The 19304-nt window shown below is 44.0% G+C and carries 17 protein-coding genes and 1 pseudogene; all 18 read right to left on the minus strand.

All coding sequences use genetic code 11. From position 1 onward, the window contains the following. Positions 1-175: 175 nt before the first annotated feature. Complete coding sequence (locus tag C4B57_08645) at positions 176-1126, minus strand: hypothetical protein (protein ID PXF54084.1); 951 nt, start codon at positions 1124-1126, stop codon at positions 176-178. A gap of 468 nt (positions 1127-1594) precedes the next feature. Next, positions 1595-2476, minus strand: coding sequence for a hypothetical protein (locus C4B57_08650; protein ID PXF54085.1), 882 nt, complete (start codon positions 2474-2476; stop codon positions 1595-1597). A 22-nt stretch (positions 2477-2498) separates the two neighbouring features. Further along, positions 2499-2606: pseudogene (locus C4B57_08655) on the minus strand (6-phosphofructokinase). Next, positions 2590-2973, minus strand: a complete 384-nt coding sequence (locus C4B57_08660) for a four helix bundle protein (protein ID PXF54086.1) — start codon at positions 2971-2973, stop codon at positions 2590-2592. Before C4B57_08660 ends, C4B57_08655 begins: the two are co-directional and overlap by 17 nt. Before the next feature lie 69 nt (positions 2974-3042). Beyond that, positions 3043-4245 (minus strand): hypothetical protein, encoded by a 1203-nt coding sequence (locus tag C4B57_08665; protein PXF54087.1) that lies wholly within the window; start codon positions 4243-4245, stop codon positions 3043-3045. After that, on the minus strand, positions 4235-6154 hold the full coding sequence (locus tag C4B57_08670; protein ID PXF54088.1) for a hypothetical protein: 1920 nt from the start codon (positions 6152-6154) through the stop codon (positions 4235-4237). Before C4B57_08670 ends, C4B57_08665 begins: the two co-directional genes overlap by 11 nt. Before the next feature lie 84 nt (positions 6155-6238). Next, entirely contained in the window at positions 6239-6421 is a 183-nt protein-coding gene (locus tag C4B57_08675; GenBank protein ID PXF54089.1) for a hypothetical protein, read from the minus strand. After that, entirely contained in the window at positions 6418-8124 is a 1707-nt protein-coding gene (locus C4B57_08680; GenBank protein PXF54090.1) for a hypothetical protein, read from the minus strand. Before C4B57_08680 ends, C4B57_08675 begins: the two co-directional genes overlap by 4 nt. Further along, on the minus strand, positions 8121-8303 hold the full coding sequence (locus C4B57_08685; GenBank protein ID PXF54091.1) for a hypothetical protein: 183 nt from the start codon (positions 8301-8303) through the stop codon (positions 8121-8123). Before C4B57_08685 ends, C4B57_08680 begins: the two co-directional genes overlap by 4 nt. Further along, a complete protein-coding gene (locus C4B57_08690) occupies positions 8300-8824 on the minus strand; it encodes a hypothetical protein (GenBank protein PXF54092.1) in 525 nt (174 codons plus the stop codon). The genes C4B57_08685 and C4B57_08690 overlap by 4 nt, the downstream gene beginning before the upstream one ends. Before the next feature lie 19 nt (positions 8825-8843). Next, a complete protein-coding gene (locus C4B57_08695) occupies positions 8844-10379 on the minus strand; it encodes a hypothetical protein (protein ID PXF54093.1) in 1536 nt (511 codons plus the stop codon). Positions 10380-10542: 163 nt separating this feature from the next. Then, positions 10543-10908, minus strand: a complete 366-nt coding sequence (locus tag C4B57_08700; GenBank protein PXF54094.1) for a four helix bundle protein — start codon at positions 10906-10908, stop codon at positions 10543-10545. A gap of 111 nt (positions 10909-11019) precedes the next feature. Further along, positions 11020-11574: a hypothetical protein gene (locus C4B57_08705; GenBank protein ID PXF54095.1), complete on the minus strand. Its 555-nt coding sequence runs from the start codon at positions 11572-11574 to the stop codon at positions 11020-11022. A gap of 10 nt (positions 11575-11584) precedes the next feature. Continuing rightward, the gene (locus tag C4B57_08710) at positions 11585-13645 is read right to left on the minus strand and encodes a hypothetical protein (GenBank protein PXF54096.1); all 2061 of its coding nucleotides are present in this window, start codon (positions 13643-13645) and stop codon (positions 11585-11587) included. An 8-nt stretch (positions 13646-13653) separates the two neighbouring features. Then, positions 13654-15129 carry a hypothetical protein gene (locus C4B57_08715; protein ID PXF54097.1) on the minus strand — a complete coding sequence of 492 codons (1476 nt, stop codon included), beginning with the start codon at positions 15127-15129 and terminating at the stop codon, positions 13654-13656. A 33-nt stretch (positions 15130-15162) separates the two neighbouring features. Further along, entirely contained in the window at positions 15163-16470 is a 1308-nt protein-coding gene (locus tag C4B57_08720; protein PXF54098.1) for a hypothetical protein, read from the minus strand. 62 nt (positions 16471-16532) lie between these two features. After that, on the minus strand, positions 16533-17666 hold the full coding sequence (locus C4B57_08725) for a hypothetical protein (GenBank protein ID PXF54099.1): 1134 nt from the start codon (positions 17664-17666) through the stop codon (positions 16533-16535). Positions 17667-17943: 277 nt separating this feature from the next. Further along, complete coding sequence (locus tag C4B57_08730; GenBank protein ID PXF54100.1) at positions 17944-18816, minus strand: cytochrome C; 873 nt, start codon at positions 18814-18816, stop codon at positions 17944-17946. Positions 18817-19304 lie beyond the last annotated feature (488 nt).

Below are 19304 nucleotides of genomic sequence, written 5' to 3' on the forward strand. Positions count from 1 at the left end.
GAAAAATTGAGGAGTTGACTCAAAAAATGGTTGCTCTATGAAAGAATCTTCAGACCAATGGCAGTAATTGTATGGCAAGCAGCCTACCCGGTGCTTGCTGCCTGTATCTTATATGAAATATCCAGACCTTAAAATATGTTCCGCAATATTCGTGCCATATTTAAACATCTTCCCCTCACCTCTTACCCTTTTCAGGAGCTCGCTTAACCGGAAGAAAACCAGGGACGAGGGTTTTTTCTTCGCTGGTCTTGATGGTTTTCAAAGCGGTTATTTTTAAGACCTGTATCCGTTGGTTAAATAAGTCTGCGACCAAAGTCCTTTGTGCGTGGTCAATATAGATATAAGTTGGAAATTGAAACCAGCCCGGTCCCCATCCTTTTCCACCAAATTCAAACAGGTATTGACCGTTTTTATATTTATAAACAGTGATGGTATGGCGCAGGTAATCCACTATATATATCCAGTGTCTTACTTCATCTACACCCAATCCTTTGGGGCGACTCAGCTTGCCCGAGCTTCCACCCTTTTGTCCAAACCTGAAGAGGAAATTTTCATTTTTATCATAGACATAAACACGACCATATCCTTCACTTAAAAGGTAAATCCTATGGCTTCCATCAATATATACCGCACAGATGTCCGCCTTGTCCTTTATCCCCAATAACACATCCTGGGGCGAGATTATATGAGAAAACGCCCCGTTTTTATCCAGGACAACCACCCCTTTAAAACCATCTCCGCTTACATAGATTTTTTTATCTTTGCCTAAGGCCACGGTCCTTGGCTTGAATTCATCCGCGCCCTCAAACCCTTTAAAAAATATATCCCTTACCCACCTCAAGCAGGGGTCAAAGATGGAGATTCTGCCCTTATCTTCGTCCCTTGTCCTTACCTGACACAGGTAAACATAGCCAGTCCTGTCTATCCATAAACCAGTAGGGAGTTCTACACCATTATCTTTATCCAAGACGTACAAGGGATAACCATCTTCGGTATAAACAATAATACGACGATGTCCTGAATCTACCACGTATATTTCTCTATTGGTTTCATCCACACTTACAGAAGATGGGAAAGAAAGACGGTCATTGCTTTCCATCCCCTCCCGCAGATCAAAGAGGTGCAAGACATTGGGGGTCAACCTGGTTTTCGGAGCGGAAACGGGTTCTTCTTCAGTCTCTTCGATCTCTCCGGTCTTTTCAACTTCTCCAGCCTCTTCGGCATAAGAGATGGTTAAAGAGAAGAAATTGGAAATTGGAAATTGGAAATTGGAAAATAGAAGGAAGAAGATGGGGAAAAATAGAAATTGGAAATTGGAAATTGGAAATTTGGCTTTCATGTCTTTGTGTAACTACTTAGGTTCAGGGTTCAGGGTTCAGGGTTGGTTATTTTGCACTCTTCATATTCTTTGAGATAGTTGATAAATCCAGGAACAGCAGGCACGGCACGCCCTGTCAAGGAACTCTGAAAGGGTAAACGTTCGTCTGGCCTGCTCCCTAGATATCTTTGAATTCGTTGGCGATTATGTTATATACTCTTTATCCTATTTATCGCTCTTTAACCCTGAACCCTGAACCCTGAACCTGAGTAGTTATCATTTTATCTTGAAGACTTCAATTCTGTTATTTCCCGTATCCACTACATAGAGGGTATTTTTGTTGTCTATATAGATATAACCGGGATAATAAAGCTTACCTTCTTTCCAGCCTTTTTTGCCTATTTCTCCTATTATTTCATTGTCCTTAAAGAGATATACTTTGCCCTCATGGGCATCCAATATATATATAAACCCCCTTTTATCCACTGCCAGGCTTACAGGAAAGCTTAAGGATTTAAATTCCAAAGAGCGGATCAGATGTCCCTGGTTGTCATAGATAAAGACCTTCTTTAAAAGGGTATCCAAGACATAAAGGCAATTTCCAGACCACTTGACATCACTGAACCCGGCAGCTTGGGGCTCTTTGATCTCACCCAGAAATTCATAATCATCAGAAAAGATCAAGATCCTTTTGTAGGCCTCATCAATAACATAAAGCCTTCCATTCTCATCCATGGCCATGTAAGAAGGGACGGGTTTTGGAAAAACCTTGCTGAAATCAAGGGGCTCAATAATTTTTTCCTTAAGATGGATGACCAGGACACTCTCTTCACCCCTGTTAGTGACAATGAGATGTCCTTTTTTATCTTTCAGCATAGAGACAGGGAGATCCAGTCTTCCTTCGGCATCGAACCGGGAGATAAACTTGTAGTTTTTGTCATAAGAGACAAGACGATTATTCAATGTGTCTATGATATAAATCTTGCCCTTGCTTTGATCTATATAAATAGACCGGGGTTGATTAAATGGACCGGAGGTCTCTTCTTCGCCGTAGATAACTGTTAGCAACTCTCCCTTTATATAAGCATGGGCATGCCCGCAAAAATAAAAGCTGAAAGCTGAAAGCAAAAAGCTGAAAGCAAAACATATCTTTTTCATTACCTTCGGATGACCTCCGATGCTCGATTCTCGATTCTCGATTCTCGATGCTCGATGCTCGATTCTCGATTCTCGATGCTCGATTCTCGATGCTCGATGCTCGATTCTCGATGCTAGTTTCTAGTTTTATGTCCCAGTTCTACAGACTTAATAAAATTGGTTATCATCCTGCCAAGATGATCATATTCTTCAAAGAAATAGGTATAATTATTCTTATCTTTTAGTGATTTTGTCTCAAACAAAGTATACAAATGTTCTCTTGTCTCGTCGCAAGATGCCAGAGAATATGTTAGGAATTTCACAAATTCTGCTTTATATCTACGCCTGCCGAAACCCTCCACTATATTGCTAGCCACAGATTTACTGGATCTTCTTATCTGGCTTTCTTCTTCATACATCTCAAATTTAGGTAGTTTCAAACTCAGATCATGAATTTCTATTGCCAATTTATGTGCTTTTTTGTAAATATCCAAATCCTTATAACTTTGATAATTCACTTTTCATCCAGCATCCAGCATCGAGAATCCAGCATCCAGCATCGAGAATCGAGAATCGAGAATCGAGCCTCACGTCTCTATCTTATGACACTGGATGCAAAGCTTTTTCTTGTAATCAAAAATGGTATTATAACCGCCTCTGGCCCCCATGGGGTTATGGCAGCTCACGCAGTCCATCTCTTTTTTGCACCTTGGGTCGATCGCCTTTTTACCTAAAGGATGGGTAAATTTTGCATGCCTCTTGTGGCAGCCGGTGCAGACAGTGATGACATCGTCTTTGAAGAAATAGAGATGATTGCCGGCATGGGCACCATGACATTCAAGGCATGCCTCCTTTTTCACTTCCGGATGTTTGTGCTTGTAATCAGGGGAATTGCTCAAGAGTTGCTTTTTTGTGTCCTGGTGGCAATTAAAACAAAGCAGGCGCACAGGTGCCTTTAAGGCAGGTTTTTTATCGGAAAGATGGGGACTGTGGCAGTCAAGACAGACATTTGTTCCCGGGCTTGCCTGGATGTGACTGTAAATGGAGGCGTCTGCCTTTTCCATGGGATGACACTTCAGGCAAAGAGAGCGCGTTTTTGTCTTTATTCCTTTTATTTTTTTTCCTTCCAGGATATGACACTGCCCGCACTGTTTTTTTGCGTAAGGCTTATGCGCGAATTCCCGGAGCAAACGGGGTTTTTTGGAGGAATGGGCACTGTGGCAGGAAAGGCAGACAGTACCTTTTATGGCCGACACATTATGGAATCTGGAAATCTCTGTTTTTTGATGACAGCCAAGGCAGAGCTTTTCCGGGGGCCTGCCCAAAAGCTGCGGATATTCACCACCATGGGCCTTATGACAGGAAAGGCACCCCTTTTTAAGAGGAGGATGAAGGCGCTTGCCGATAATTAATTCCTTCTTTTCATGACAACCGAAGCAGATCTTGTCTTCCGCGTCTTTAAGCAGGGCCTTGTAAGGGGAGGCATGGGGGTCATGACACTTATCACATTTCCCTTGTGTTACCGGCAGATGGGGGTATTTGGCCTTGAATGACTTTTTGTGGCAGGAAAGACATAGATCTTTTGTCGGTTCAATCAGGAGATTAGGTTCGTCCGAGGCATGGATATTGTGGCAAACGGTGCAATCCCTTTTCTTTAACGGATTATGGACATTTCCGGAAGTTAATTGTTTCCTGATATCGGGATGGCACTTAAGGCAATCTATTTTTGCCTGGACAGGGCTGGAAATAAAACAAAACAGGGAAAACAGTATTATCAAGTTAACTTTCATGACAGTCCTTACACCGGCCTTCACTAAACGGTTTATGCAAAATACGCCGGAATAGCTGCTTTGAGACAGCGCTATGGGGAGTATGACAATTTATGCAATTTACATTCGTTAATGAACGATTTAGATGCATCCCTTTTAATGTCTTGTCATTTAGGTCGTGGCAATCTGCGCAGATTTCAGCGCCTGAATTTAAGAGGAGATGCCTGGCCTGGGAATAGTGGGCCTGGTGGCAATGATCGCATTTTCCTTCCTCTATGGGCTTATGAATAACCAGCTGGATTTTTTCTTCTGTTTTTATCAGATCCTCGTGGCAGGAAAGACAGAGACCTTTAAGGGGTCTGTAAAGCTGCCCCGTGATCTTGCTCCCGTGAGGCGAGTGACAGGCAGTGCATTCCCCTTTTTTTAAAGGTGCATGCACAAGGGCCTTCTCCGCGGCATTCTTTTCTATGGAAGTATGGCAAGGATAACAGCCCTCAGCCCCGGCACGGATGATTTGATAAGAGTTGTCAGAGGCATGGTGCTCGTGACATTTCTCGCAATCACCCTTGATAAAGGGGGGATGAAGGATGGTCAGCCCCTGTTTCATGTCTTCATGGCAGCTAAAGCAGAGTCGCCTTCTCTTTTCAGGGAGAAAGAATTTGTTAGAGGCGGAATGAGGCGAATGGCATGCATAACATTGCCCTCTCTGGGCGGGTGCGTGCACATTTACCTTTTTAAACTCCTTTGCGGTTTTTTGGTGGCAGGTATTGCAGAGCCCCGGCAGCGCCTCTTTTAATTCCCATTTTTGCGCAGAGGCATGTGGGTCGTGACAGGTAAGGCATTCTTCTTTCTCCGCGGGCGCGTGCCGGTAAACCTTTGTGAATGCATCTTTCTTATGGCAGTCATAGCAAAGGGCGGCAACAGGCAGGGGAATGAGTTTCTTATTAGGGGCGGAATGAGGATTATGGCAGACAACACATTCTCCCTGCACAATGGGTTTGTGGATAAACTTGTTGTCTAATTTTTCCTTTGTTTTTTCATGACAGCTCAGGCATAGTGTTTTTTCCGCCTTTACGGTCACCCCCTTAAAATCACTGGCATGAGCGGCGTGACAGGTGGTACAGTCCTTATCCTTTAACGGGGAATGGATGTAAGACGCGTTAAATGGCGCCTTATCTTTATCATGGCAATCATAACACAGATCATTGCCCTTCTTTTTGAGAGAAAACGGGATCTTCCCTTCGGGACCCTGATGGCATTTGTAACAGTCTTTGATGGGCTGATGGGAATAAAGCCTGAGGATCTCTTTCTCTTTACCGCTATGAGGACTGTGGCAGGAGACGCAATGGTCACCGGTCAAGGGATAATTTTTATGTGTCCTGGTAATAATGTCTGTTTTGTGACAGTCAAGGCAGACGCTGTTTTCCGGTTTTTTGAGCAGATAGGGAAAATTGGCTACGTGCGGGAGATGACAGGTCTGGCAGTTTCCGGCAGGCTGGTGGATGAATTCCTGCCTGAATTTTTCTGATTCATGGCAGGTAAGACAGGTATCTCTTTTTCCTTTTTTTAAAAGGGCGGCATGACCGGAACTATGGGGGTTATGGCACTTAATACAATCACCCTTTTCAAAAGGGGGATGAGCGTTTTTCCCCTTTGTTTTTTTTGTCTCTTCATGGCAGGAAAAACAAAGCTCGGGGAATCCCTGTTTGAGATAGACCCCGCCGATAAGGCCGTGCGGGCGGTGGCAGGCCTCGCACTGCTTTTCCTTGACAGGGGCGTGGACATTTTTGGCGGCAACAAACTGCTTGTATTCCTTTTCATGACACTCGATACAGGATTTGGCCGTCAGCCGCCCTTTCGGGGCTCCGGCACAGCTGAATAAAAGCCCCAGACCCGCAAGGCATGAAAAGACAAAAAATAGTTTTTTCATTCTCGATCCTTGATGCTCGATCCTCGATTCTCGATCCTTGATTCTCGATCCTTGATGCTCGATGCTCGATCCTAATTTCTAATTTCAGCATCCGTATTCAATTCGATAATGCATGTTTTTTGAAGAAAGTATAAATTGGTGAATGAAGGATGCCCCCAATTTATGAGCTTTTTTGTAAATATCCAAATCCTTATAACTCTGATAATTCACTTTTTCCTCAAAATATCCAGCATCTAGTATCGAGAATCGAGCATCGAGAATCCTCACTTTATTCCGAATTCCTCTTTTACCGTTTTAAATGCCTTTTTGTCAATCTTTATTTGAGAAATCTTCCTCAATTCTTTCAAATACTTATTTAAAAAATCATTGAATTTTTCCATCCAGAGTGCCCTTTTTACTCTCTCTTCCACTCCCGCAAAGGGTATGAGCCGTCCTTGTTTTTTTTCTTTTAATTGAACAATTACATAGTGGATATCCTTCTCGATTACCGGGGTGATTTCTCCCGGTTTTAATCTTTCAACCTCTTCTTTGATCTTCTCAGGCAAGCGCCTTTCTGAAACCCAGCCTGTCGCCCCTCCCTTCCTGGCAGAGGCGGCGACAGATTTTTCCCTGGCAAGCAAAGGGAAGTCCGCCCCGGCCAGGAGCTCTTCCCTGATCCCTTCCGCTGCTTCCCTGGATTTTACCTCAATCATTCTCAGATCATATTGAGCCGGGCTCAGATAATCCTCTTTGTGTTTTTTATAGTAATTTTCCAATTCCTTTTTGCTCAAACTGATTTGAGGGGCAACAATCTTTTCTTTAAAGGCCTTAACCAAAAGCATCATCCTATAATTATCCAATTGCTTCCCGATTTCCTTGCTTTTCTTAAAATAATCTCTTTTTAAGGCCTCCTGCTCGATCACCTTTTGATTAATCAATGCATCCAGCACTTCATTTTTTACCTTATCGGAATCTATTTTAATATGCCACCTGTCTTTCATGGCATTAAATCCCCCTATCTTTCTCTTAAATAAAGGGAGAAAATCTTTCAAATAGATTGGTTCTCCATTTACCCGGGCGACGATTTCCTCATCCGCTTTTCCTTCTTCAGGATTTTCTTTTATTTTTTTGAGTAATTTTTCATTTATCTTTATTTCTGATTCTGCCCTTAATTTATCATCCCATTCTTTTTCTACTGCTTTTTTCCTATTTTTTAAAAGACTCTTTTTGATACCCGGCTTTTGCTTTTCAAGCGCTTCCATATCGGGCGATTTTATTTCTTCCAGCTTAATGATGTGGAACCCGGCCCGGGTTTCTACAATGTCACTGAAATCTCCCGGTTTGAGGGAAAGGGCGGCTGCTTCCCATTTTTCAACCATCTGTCCCTTGCGCATAAACCCCAAGTCCCCTCCTTTGGCGGCATAGGGTCCTTCTGAAAGTTCCTGGGCCACTTTGGCAAAGGCCTCTCCATTTTTGAGCCGCTTCAGGGCCTCCTCTGCCTTGTTTTTCTCTTTGGTGAATATTTGCCGGACATGCCATTTTGTGTTTTTTTCCTGAAAATATGTTTCGATCTCTTTGTCAGTGATATCTATTTTTTTAAATTCCTCTTGCCAAAATGCCCTGGTGGCCAGGTATCTTTTGTAATAATCAAGGCCCTGGAGATAATCCGGCTCTTTATCCAGCTCAAGCCTCTTGGCCTCCTGGGCCAGCAAGTGATGGTCAATAAGATTCTTAAGGGCCCCTTCCAGGCTCTTTTCCGTCAATGCCCCGGGCCTGTTTTTTTGTCCCATTCGGGTATATACGTGTGAGCGCGTAAAAACTTCCTTAAAATCTTCGGGTTCAATCGATTCATCATTTACCCTTGCCAGATAAGAAAAGGCAGTTGATGGAATCAAGATAAAAATAATAAGCCACAGGGTCTTTTTCATATATTTTTCCTTGTATTTGGAAATTAGAAATTCGAAATTAGAAATTCGAAATTTGGCCTTCATGTCTTTGTGCTGTTGATGAATGCATTCAATTTTGGACCGAGCTTTTCAATTATTGCTTCGTATTCTGTCGCATTTGACTCAGATAAAACTTTTCTTCTGATGAGTTTTCGCAACCATGATTTGGCTTTTTTACTCGTTTCATTTCTCCCCAATTTCCAATTTCCAATCTCACCTCTCACCGCATGGTCTTCATTAATTCCCTGGCTACTGTACTCGTGAGCTGGTTCAATGACCTTACCTGCCCTATATTTAAGATCTTGATGTAGTCATCTCCATTCTTCTCGATATTTGCCTTCCATACGATCTTATCCGTATCTATCTTCAGCATTCTTATACTGAGACTTATATATGGCACTCCGCCCCTTTGCTCAAACACCAGAATATCTCCGAAAATTACGGCATCGATCTTATACCTTCTTTTTAAGAGGAGCAATCTGGATTTGCTGATACTTGCTCCCACCCTTGCCCTCTGTTCTACCATAAAATCAATAATATTACCCAATTCTTCCACTTCAAAACGTTCTTTTTTGCTTAGTTCCGCCAAAAATATCTGGGTTACGATTTCCCCGGCGTGAGGATCTTTTGAGAGATTCCGAAACGGGAAAACAGCCAACTTTTTGACTTCACAAATATTGTTTTTGTCAATATAGAGAGGAGAATGGCCGTGGCTGCAGGCGGTTAACAAAAAAAAACATCCCAAAAGAATAAGCCGGATACCCCTAGAACTCGTAATCCCATACACAGGGCGCTTTCTCCTCTTCTTCAGGTTTCTCGCCGGCAACAATCTTTTGTGACACCAGGGACCCTTTGGATTCTGTTCTGTTCCCGGCCGTATCAAGTGCTTCCATCAGGAAATAAAGTCCTTTTTTATCAGGCAACGGAAATTCTACTTGAGAAGGGATTGCCCCTTCTTTTTTAAGGTCATAATAGATATTTTCTTTTTCATCCGAAATTATCAATTCCCACTGACTTATCCCGGTAAGCTCTTCGTATTTTATTGTAAATAGCGCCTTATTTTTCTCTACATCTATCATAACATCTAATTTGGGCGGGATCTTATCCAATACGATCTCTTTTCCGGGTGTGGCAGCAGCATTGCCGGCCTTATCCTGGCATCTGCATTTAAGGTGGTAAATGCCATCTTTTGCATTGCCGAATGCATCGGTCTCTCCATGCCAGGCCAAGGCAAGAGGCAGTTCTTCGCTTCCCTCAAACCTCTTCACAAGTTCTCCTTTTTCGTTAAAAATATAAAAGCCCCACAATTTTATGTCTTCCGGGTCCAAAAGGCTCGGGAAGATGATCAATGCATCTTTGCTTCCATCCCTGTTGGGAGAAAAACGGGTATTTTCACATGACAGACGCACCTTGGGCGGTGTATTGTCCACTTCTAAGTAGCTGGCTGTATTAAAAAAAAGGATTTCTCCTGCCCTGGCAAGGAGCTTTAACCTGGCAAAATAATTTCCTTCTCTTTTCGGGGCCTTTATTTCTCCCTCCCACCATTCTCTCTGTCTTTTCTCAAGGGGCCACTCTTTTCCTCCCATAAGGAGAGAGAGTTTCTCAGGGGCTTCGGCAATGGAGACCAGATGCAGAGAAACCGTTACAGGGGCTTCACCCTTGACAACCGAAGGGATTAGGGAGAACCGCTCAAGGGCAAATAATGTCTCTTCTATCGGGGTCTTCTTGAGCGAAACCGGAAAATGATCAATTAATCTTCGTATTGCTTTTGACGTTAAACGGTCAATAGAGGTGATTTTGCCCAAACCGAGCCATGAACTGAAATCATCACCTGCCAAGGCGACATAATCGCTCCAGATGACCGCGGCCGTTTCCGTCTCAATAAAACGAATGCCTATTCCTATTTTGGGGTTATCTCCCTTTTCATAGAGGTCAACCCAGGTAATGATTACGGCATCTGCCCCGAATGCCCTTTCTAATCCTTTGGCCTTGGCTCCGGTGATCGAGCCCAATCTTCTCACCCGGTTTTTTAAAAGGAAGTCTTTGAGGTCTGAAGGAGAGATAATCTCAAAATCATTGCGTTTGCGTATGTCTTCGGCGATACGAATTACTATATCTTCCGGGACCCCGTTTTTGCCGCTTATGTTTTCCAGGGGAAAGAAGACAATTTTTCTGTATTCTGCAGAAAAGCAGGGCTGTTCAAAGATGAATATTATGATAAATATTACTATAATGTTTGTAACTACCCAGGTATTTAGGTAGAAGACTGAAGACCGAAGTATTTTAAGGGAGTAAACCAAGATAATTCCTTTTTTCCTTCACAGGTTACATTTATGCCATAGGGGGGTTGTTTTGAAAGATGAACGTCGAACATCGAACATCGAACGTTCAACATCGAATGAAAAAACAAACACCCAATACCGACGCGCAGCGCAGGCGCTTGCGCCGCGTGACATTCAACAACTATTTCTGTTTCTTTTCAGCCGTTTTGATACTCGTAACGAAAATCTTAATTAATTCCTCTGTTTCCTGTAAAATATCATCTAATAGTTCAGGTTTTTTAATTAGTGGTACATGCTGAATAAGTTTTAACCATCGCTGGGCCTCCCTGAGCTCCTTTAATGAGATACGAAGCTTATGGATAAAGTCCTTTGGGGACTCTGCTGCCTGAGCTTCACCATGGTTTGGATAAGGTGAAGTTCCCGATCTTAACAATTGGCCTGCAACATGGTTGCCTGTTCTGGTATTTGGTAGCTGTTCAACGATCTTTATGATTCGTACCGAATACTCAAGCAGCCTTTCTTCCAGATCATATGCCTGTTTCTTCATCTTTTTCCATTCAACGTTCGATGTTGGACGTTCGATGTTCGATGTTCATCTTTTTTCAGTCCCTCCTGGGCAAAAACAACTTAGCGCTTATGAGTCTATCCCCCTGAGTAGTTATAATGTTTTTAGGCATCTTCTTATCAGAATGTGTCCTACTTCAAGAAGGCTCTTTTCTCCCACCCCGAACAGCCTGGTTAAAGCCCCTCCGCCTTTCTCGCTGGAGCTTATCTGCCAGATGACTTCAGCGGATTTGGCATCTATTAGCTTTAATGAGACGGCAACAAAGGACAAGGAAATATTGCCGGACCTTTCTGTTTCATACTCGTCCACCGCTCCTGTCAAGACGGCCTGGACATTCAACTTTTGTGAAATCTTCTTAAGGATGGAGGGAGATATATCTGAAGAGGAAGTAATCCTTAATTCCCTCAAGACCGCGTCCACCTCCCCTCTATCAACCACCTCGAAGGCTTCAAGCTGAAGGAGCTCTGTCTCCAGGACGTCCCTTATCTTTTCATGCGCCAAATCGGCCTTGGTGAAGTTGTGTAAGGGCAGAATGGCCACCCTTTTAATATAAGAGAGGTCGGCCGCAGGATTGGTGTAATAACGCATACCCGGGCCGCAGGCAAAAAGCATGGATAATGCCATCAAAGATATTATGATTTTTTTCATGATTCACCTCTTAAAAATTTATCGACAGACGCGAGTAAAAATTATGGCTCTTTTCCGTTGTCTCATTTTGACTATGTGAATAACTGTAACCCATTCTAAAACTGGCCGCACGGCCTATGTTCCAGTTAAGATCCAGGCTGTGGCTCATTTCATCCTTGTCTTCGGTATACTCAAAACGGCTGGTCGCATTTATCTGGACCTTGGGAACAATAAAGCATCCCACACTATATTCGTGCGAAAATCTGCTTTGCTCTTCAGCGGTTTCATACCGGACATAAATTCGTCCATAGAGCCGGGAAGAAGGTGTATATACCAGGGTGCTATAAATGTTTGACGAGGTAGTCTCGGTAGTCTCTTCGTTGCTGGTCTGCTGGTAGCCTTGGTTATAACCCAGATCCCAGGAAAGGCGTCTCGTCAATAAGGCCCTGAGATAGAGGTCAGAATATGCAGATATAGACTCAGTCTCGTCACGGACATTATCGGCCTGGGACAGGTTAAGGTCCCAATTCACATCTATCCCCTCCCAGAGCATGAAGATGGAGTTAAAAGAAAGGGAATTTATTTTAGTAATCAATTCCTCATCTTCCCTTGTCTCGCCGTAACTAAGAGTAAGCGTGGTATTCAAGGTCTCTAAGGGGTTGGAACGCCAATTAAAGGCATAGGTGTCTACTTCGGTATCTGTTTCTGGCGTATGAGACAATGTTTTCTGATAGCTTAAGGTAACTAAAAAATACCTGGAGAGGTCTCCTGTAAGGTTTACCCCTTGGCTTAGTGTATAATTCGTGATTTCCTCAGGTGAGGTATCGGTGCGATAATAAGAGAGGTAGTATGAGGTAGTCCAGTCATTCAGGGGGCGTATGGACAGGGCGCAATTGCCCGTATAGGTCTTGGTGTCAGTTTTGGATATTCGGTCTACGTATTCAAGACCATAGGCCTCTATCTCTGTTATCCGGAAGGCAGGGCTGGCGGTACCCGGATAATAGACCACTTTAAAGTGTCTTGCCTCCTGGGGAGTAAAGCTGATCTCAAACCGGTTATAGGTTTCATTATAAGAGAACAAGGCGCTGCTAGTAATACGTGTCCATGTCTTTGGCTCTATCTCTTCATCAGTACAGTAAACCGCCCATTCCAGCTTTTCTGAAGAAATGACAGGGTCATAAGAATAATCTTTATTTGTGTAAATATAAATAGTATCAACTGTCTGGGGATAAAAGAGACCAAGACCTATATTCATATATTCCTGCGCTGTAATGACCGCCGTATCATAATTTCCATCAGTGAGGCCGGGGGCAGGAGACAAGGTACTGTGTTCCGGTGAGCTGTCTACACCATAAAAACCTTTTTCCGCCCGGCGTCTTTGTTCTATCTCGCCTGCCTCCGGCACGGTCGTGGTGGTATCATAATAATTATATCCCCCGTCTGCTGAAATGGAGATACGATTGTCCCAAAAGCTTTTATGCATTCCCAGGCGACCAACGTGATTGTTACTTTTTGTATCTGTCTCTGTCAAATAGTCAAGAGAAGTGGACCTCATGTAGTTATACATCATATCAAAAATACTAAATTGGTATGTAACACCGCTTAAAAGACTGGTTGATTTTGTATCTGTCTCATGTTGAGACAAATCATCATATCGCCTGGTTTCTGTATACTGAAAATTCAACCTGGGCCATTCCTCCAGCCGGCTGGTCAGATTTGTATTCCAGAAAGAGGTAATAAGGCTCGGGTTATCGCTGCTTTTCTCCTTCATATAATTGTAACTGAGATTGCCTGAAAAATATTCATTTATCAGACCCAAGTTTATAAACGGATAGATTGTTTCCTGGTCTTGCATATTGCTGTCCCGGCGATTGTAGCGGATACCTAGATTGGATGTAATGGCCGGGGTCAAATAGGTGCTGTAATTCAAGTAATAGTATTGAAGAAAGCTCCAGTCGGAACTTTTTTCTCCGTCTGATTCTGTGCGTGAGGTATTATAAGAAATGTCTGCGGTACCACTTATATCTTGTCCCAAGGCATAATATGAAGGCAAAAGATATAGAATTACTGCTGCTATCTTCAGGTATTTCATTCAGACCCTTAATCGCTCACTAGGACCAGGTCATAAGGTCTGTCTCCCACCTCTATCCTCTTGACTTCCTCTTCCCTGATCAAATCTAAGACACTTATTGTATTATCCATGAGATTAGCCACGTAGAGCAGTTTTCTGTCCCTGTCCAGGGCCATACCCGCTGGGTGCCGACCTGCAGGGAGCTTGCGCGGGGCGATGTTCAGCCCTGGAGTGACAAAAGAGATATCATGGCTGCGCTCTCCGGCCACATAAACCCATCCCCTTCGCCCCGGGATAAGATTCCCCGGTCGCCCTGGGATAAAGACGGTAGATACGACATTTGAGGAATACCGGTCAATAAAATTAACACTGTTTGACTGACTGTTAGAGACGACTATATAGCTCTGATAGGCGCAAAGATACCTGGGCTCTCCTCCCGCTCCGATGGTATTAACCAACTCATTATTACGTGTATCTATCACTGAAATGTTATTTGAATAGCTGTTGGCGACGTAAACATATTGGCCGTCCGTGTCACTGGCCAGGCCTACAGGCCCCTGGCCCACATCTATCTTTTTGATAATGTTTTTTGTCAGGGCATCGATCACGATGACGGCATTGGAGTCTTTGGCAGTGACATAAAGGGTATAAGTTCCGGCCGGGATGATAAGCTCGGTGGGACCAAAACCTATGTTCAAGGAAATGGTATCGACCAGACGATTGTTAATGGTTTCTATAACAGAGATGGTATTGGAAAAGTAATTGGCCACATAAAGATATTCACCATTTTCTGAGAGTACCATTCCCCTGGGGCTGTCTCCTACGGTTATGGTATCGATTACCTGGTGAGAACCCCTGTCTATTACGGAAAGATAATTATCCTGGGAATTGCTCACATAGAGCAGGAGTTTTTTTAAACCTGCAGCACCCTTGCGTACTTTTATAACAGGTAAAAATGTGTCTTCCGGTCCGATAGAAGCCTCAGGTGCCCAGTCTAAAAAGAGGCTGGAGGTCTTTTGAGAGACAATCCTTAAGGTGATAGGGATATTTACCAGGCCTTTATCAGCCAATTCCAGGGGCCGTGTTTTCCTCTCTTTTATCAATACAGCCCTGGCTATTTTGAGACATAATTCCGTGTAATGGCCTGTTTTCAGCTCGCTTTGGGAAAGAACAATCTGGCGGGCGGCTGAAGAGGTGTCTATCTCTTTTTGTCGCAGAGGGAGAGGTATCTTTGTGCCTGATTCATCTTCCAGCCACAATTCCTCTAAGGTAAAATCAAGCGCGGGAGTGATATGGGTCGTCTCCAGGTTTAAATAAACAACCAGGTATCCCTGTTGGTTTAAGACGCCTTCTTTTTGAACCAGGGTACAGCCCGAGAAAACTGCAATTAAGGCAATGAAAGAAAAGAAAAGAAAAATGGGCTCACGATGCAAGGGTCTAAAAAATTTCAAGGCCTGACTCCATTTTCCTCTTCTTTCGTAGGCCCATACCAACAGCAGCAGCAAAATATATTTGGTTACTATGATAGAGACAGCCGTTCAAAAGACTGGCCCTACCCAAGAACCGCACCAACCGGGGCCATTACCGTAAGCGCCGTGATAGTGGCATTGGAAGCAGCCCTGCGGGCCACCGCAGTGGCTAAACGTGTGGCAGCTTCCACAAAAATCCGTTTCGCAGAAGTTTCCCTCACCCGGCCCGCACCCATCAACTCTGTTGTTGTTGACCTTCTTCCGCAACAAATAGGACGAAGGTCTTCCGGAAACCAGAACTGACCCGTGTGGTTCGTGGCAGTCCAGGCAGGAGAGCACGTAATTGCTTTGAACCGGCACAACATTGTAGGGAGCGATTATCGTCCCGGTTCGACTGTTTCCGGTTCCATTTACATCATATATTCTTGACCTCTCACCGTGCATATCGCCTGAGGCACTCCAGTTGATGGCCGTCAGATAGGTTGCCGGTGTATTAGGATTCATCGAAGCCGACTGGGAAGTAGGCACCTGGTACTGGTGACAGTCAAGGCAGAAGGCGTTGTAGTCAGGTATGAGAGAACCATCATGTAAAGCCGAGCCATCAGGCTCATAGGTAGCATTCGAACCATAATAATAAGGAGGACGATAATAGGTGTAGTTACTCATCCGCTCATTCGCATCATCGCCCCACAGGTTTTCATGGTCAGTGGGTCTGGATATAGCAGTGTATGAGGGATCAGTAGGATGTGCCTTGTTTCTTTTCGCCCGATGGGGATTGTGGCAGGCCACGCAGGGATTAGATGAGTCTTTGAAAAAATCAAACTTGGTCTTGGCAAAATCCTGGATATCATAGAGGTTATGATATGAGTTCAGGCTGAAGGCTCCCATGATGTCCGTGGCGCTGTCGATAGTATAGCCGCCAAAGGTATTACTGTACTGTTTGTTGGTGATGCTCCCTTCGGTCTGTACAGCACCAACGTTGACGTGACAGTAAAAACAGAAGTTATCCGTCTGAACATAAGGTCCGATTATTTTATTATCAAAATTATCGGCAAAGAGGGCGAAAGGAGAGGCACTTCCACTGGCCGGTGTAGGCTCACTCCCTCCTATACTTGCGTGTTGCTCGTGGCAATGGGCACAGTTGCCTCTAGCGTAACCAGAATTGGCAGTGGCAGTCCTATTTACTCCATAGCCAGGGGAAGGTGTGTAATTTCCATGGGCAGAATCAAGATAAGGGCCTGCCATGGCCACGTGGCCATAAATCAGTAACACAAAAAACAATGAAATCATTATAGGCAAACCTTGAACCTTGAATCTTGAATCTTGAATCATTTTTTTATGCCTTGATTTATTCGCAGTTTCATCCGGATCTTCCATTGTCCTTTATTTTTCAAAGACTTCTCTAAGCCTGCCCTTCTGCTTTTGAGAATCTTTTCATGTTATTTCTTTGTGGTATGACAGACAGTGCATTTATTATCTCCGCCGCCCGGCCAGTTTTTATAGTCCCAGCGCATGAGCTTGAAATAAGGGCTTCCATGGGGACGGTGGCATGAGAGACACTGTACAAGGTCCGTGCCAATATCCACTTTGGATGGATCTGAGCTGGGCAAAGAAGTCCTTGCTACAGGCACAAGCGGGTCATATCCTGCGCCAAAGGCATCGGCATATTCACCTGAATTTGGGATTTTTGCATCTGAAGGATGCATTTCCCATGGACTTGAACTACCTTGCCCCCCATGGCTGAAGTCTCCATGACAACCGGTGCAAAAGGCTGTAACACCATCTCCGGCCCCACCACTTTGAGAAAATCCATAACCTGTAGCGGCAGCATCTCCTATATACTCGTTGTGTGCAGTCCCCCCCGGAGCAAGATTCGGATGCCCTGCCTCCCAATCTTTATACTCATAGCCTTTAACCCCTTCTCCGGTAAAACCATGTCCTGAAAGAAAACGATACCAACCTTTGTCAGCACTATCTACTAAGCCAGATTCACCATTTGGATGGTCATTGGCATGGTGTCTTGCATTCAGATGGCAACCCTGACAGCCGTATTTGCCGTTAAGAACAAAGACCATATCGGGGCCGCTGTATTGCTCGGACAAATTAATGTGGCAAGCATCAGTGCCACAAGAGCCTACACTATTACCAGGTGCTTCAGGAAGACTATCGTCATCCTCACCAAGAAACACATTATGGCCCTTTGTATCCTCACCACCAAGTCCTTCCTTTACCCACCAGAAGTTTCCGCCTGCAAGATATGAGGTAGGTTGACCAGCACCTGTATAAAGCACTACAGGCACCTCGCAGCCGCCTAAGTTATAATTGGTGGAGCTACTGCCACTCGAATGACAGCCCACACAGTCATTTACAAGCAGTGATTTCTGAGGATGTGCCCGCAGCCAGGTTTCATTACCCCATTGACCAGGCCACTGTTTTTGACTGGCATGCATGGTATGACAATTGGAACACAGACCTTTTACTTTGGCTAAGGCATGACCGGGGAGACAACAGATAATCATCAGAAATATTATTAAATAAGCCTTTTTGCTCACATACATCATAAATTGAGCCATTAGCCTTTAGCAGTTAGCCATTAGTTTAATGATTATCGATCTGCCACCCTGACAAGCAGGATATTTGCTGTTACAAATTCAATGCTAATCGCTGACCGCCGCACAGGTGGAGTTTTTCTTGGCTTTTTTACTTTCTGCCTTTAAATTTGTCAAATTAGAGCTTCTTCCTCTTTTAATATCGGGCAAATCCGGTCCCGTGTTAAAAGTAGACTCATTTCCATTTCCCCCAAATTTCCAATTTCCAATTTCAAGCCGTGAACGGCTTACAGCACTTTAATTATTCCGCCGCTGTTTCTGCCGGCAGATTATGAGGATCTATATGGCATCGCAGGCAGTTTTCGAACTTTTCAAGCAATTTCTTGCCATGCTGTTTCTTATGGCACTCTTTACATTTTGGAACATACTTATGTTCATTATGACAGTCCACACACGCCAAATTATGGTGTTTACTCTTATTTGCAGCCAAGGCAGCAGCTATTTCGTCATGGCAACCGGCACATATATCGTTGGATGTACCTTTGGCGTATTTTAGGCGTCGCGCAGAGCTGTGAACCGGATGGCAGGCCAGACATTGCTTATCTTGAGTGAGGCTGGCGATATGGGGTTCATGACAATTCATGCAAGATGAAGGGATGTAGGCGTGTTTTTCATGGCAGGCCGAGCAACCCTGATCTTTATGCTTGCTGGGAAACTGGTTCATCTCATCACCCGTCTTTGGGTGACAGGTTATACACCCATCTTCCAGGAATGTGTTCATAGGGATATTTTTGGGGCTATGGGAATCTATATGGCACTGGCTGCATTCAGCCAACGTCTCGCCATGAGTAAGCCCATGGCATCTCTGACATTTAGGCATAATTTCAGCATAATTTTGTTTCAGCGGGTTATATACATGATACTCCTGATGACAATTTGTACATTCAAATCGGTGTTTCCCGCCCTCTTTACGGATCAGGTCGTAAATCGGCAGGTGACACTGGCCACATTGTGCCGGTGTCAAGACCTTAATTTTCTCAGTATATAACTTCCATTTCTCATCCCCCTCTTCTCCGGGAGTCGTTTTTCCGGTCAACCGCGCACAGGCAATAGCCAGCAGAATACATATTGTGCCCAATAATATAACCTTTCCTGATCTCATAATTATCTCCATATTTTGTTAAATTACGGTATCTGCTCAATAAACGGGTACAGCGGCATAAAAAAAGATTTCACCGCAGAGACGCAGAGGACGCAGAGTAAAATATTTTTTCATTTGCCGTTAAGAGAACGGCAAATGAAAATCAATCTGTTTCCGGCAGGATACGTCTTTTTGTTTTTCACTTTCTCAGCGAAAAACAAAAACAGAAGATTCTCTGCGCTCTCTGCGTCTCTGCGGTGAAAGTAGGACTGCAAAATCTCAATGCCCCTATTTATTGAGCTATTACGTGAAAAGTCTGTGTTTGTCTGTGTAGGTCTGTGGCTAATAAAAAGTATTTTCACGGTAAAAACAAAAAAGGGGGAAGGCCCTAAAAGAGCGTGTCCCGTAAATCATATCAGCCGAAGATTTCGATTCGGCCAAATTTTGGCCTTATGCCCCTCTGGACTTTCTGGAAATGCTGATTATTGAGATTCATTGTCATAAGAGCCTTATTCCACCCC

This window comes from Deltaproteobacteria bacterium (genome assembly GCA_003194485.1).
GTDB lineage: Bacteria > Desulfobacterota > Dissulfuribacteria > Dissulfuribacterales > UBA3076 > UBA3076.

Coding starts and splice junctions, on each gene's coding strand:
- C4B57_08650 (PXF54085.1), bottom strand. CDS start 2,476: ATGAAAAAGATATGTTTTGCTTTCAGCTTTTTGCTTTCAGCTTTCAGC.
- C4B57_08665 (PXF54087.1), bottom strand. CDS start 4,245: ATGAAAGTTAACTTGATAATACTGTTTTCCCTGTTTTGTTTTATTTCC.
- C4B57_08670 (PXF54088.1), bottom strand. CDS start 6,154: ATGAAAAAACTATTTTTTGTCTTTTCATGCCTTGCGGGTCTGGGGCTT.
- C4B57_08680 (PXF54090.1), bottom strand. CDS start 8,124: ATGAAGGCCAAATTTCGAATTTCTAATTTCGAATTTCTAATTTCCAAA.
- C4B57_08700 (PXF54094.1), bottom strand. CDS start 10,908: ATGAAGAAACAGGCATATGATCTGGAAGAAAGGCTGCTTGAGTATTCG.
- C4B57_08705 (PXF54095.1), bottom strand. CDS start 11,574: ATGAAAAAAATCATAATATCTTTGATGGCATTATCCATGCTTTTTGCC.
- C4B57_08710 (PXF54096.1), bottom strand. CDS start 13,645: ATGAAATACCTGAAGATAGCAGCAGTAATTCTATATCTTTTGCCTTCA.
- C4B57_08720 (PXF54098.1), bottom strand. CDS start 16,470: ATGGAAGATCCGGATGAAACTGCGAATAAATCAAGGCATAAAAAAATG.
- C4B57_08725 (PXF54099.1), bottom strand. CDS start 17,666: ATGGCTCAATTTATGATGTATGTGAGCAAAAAGGCTTATTTAATAATA.
- C4B57_08730 (PXF54100.1), bottom strand. CDS start 18,816: ATGGAGATAATTATGAGATCAGGAAAGGTTATATTATTGGGCACAATA.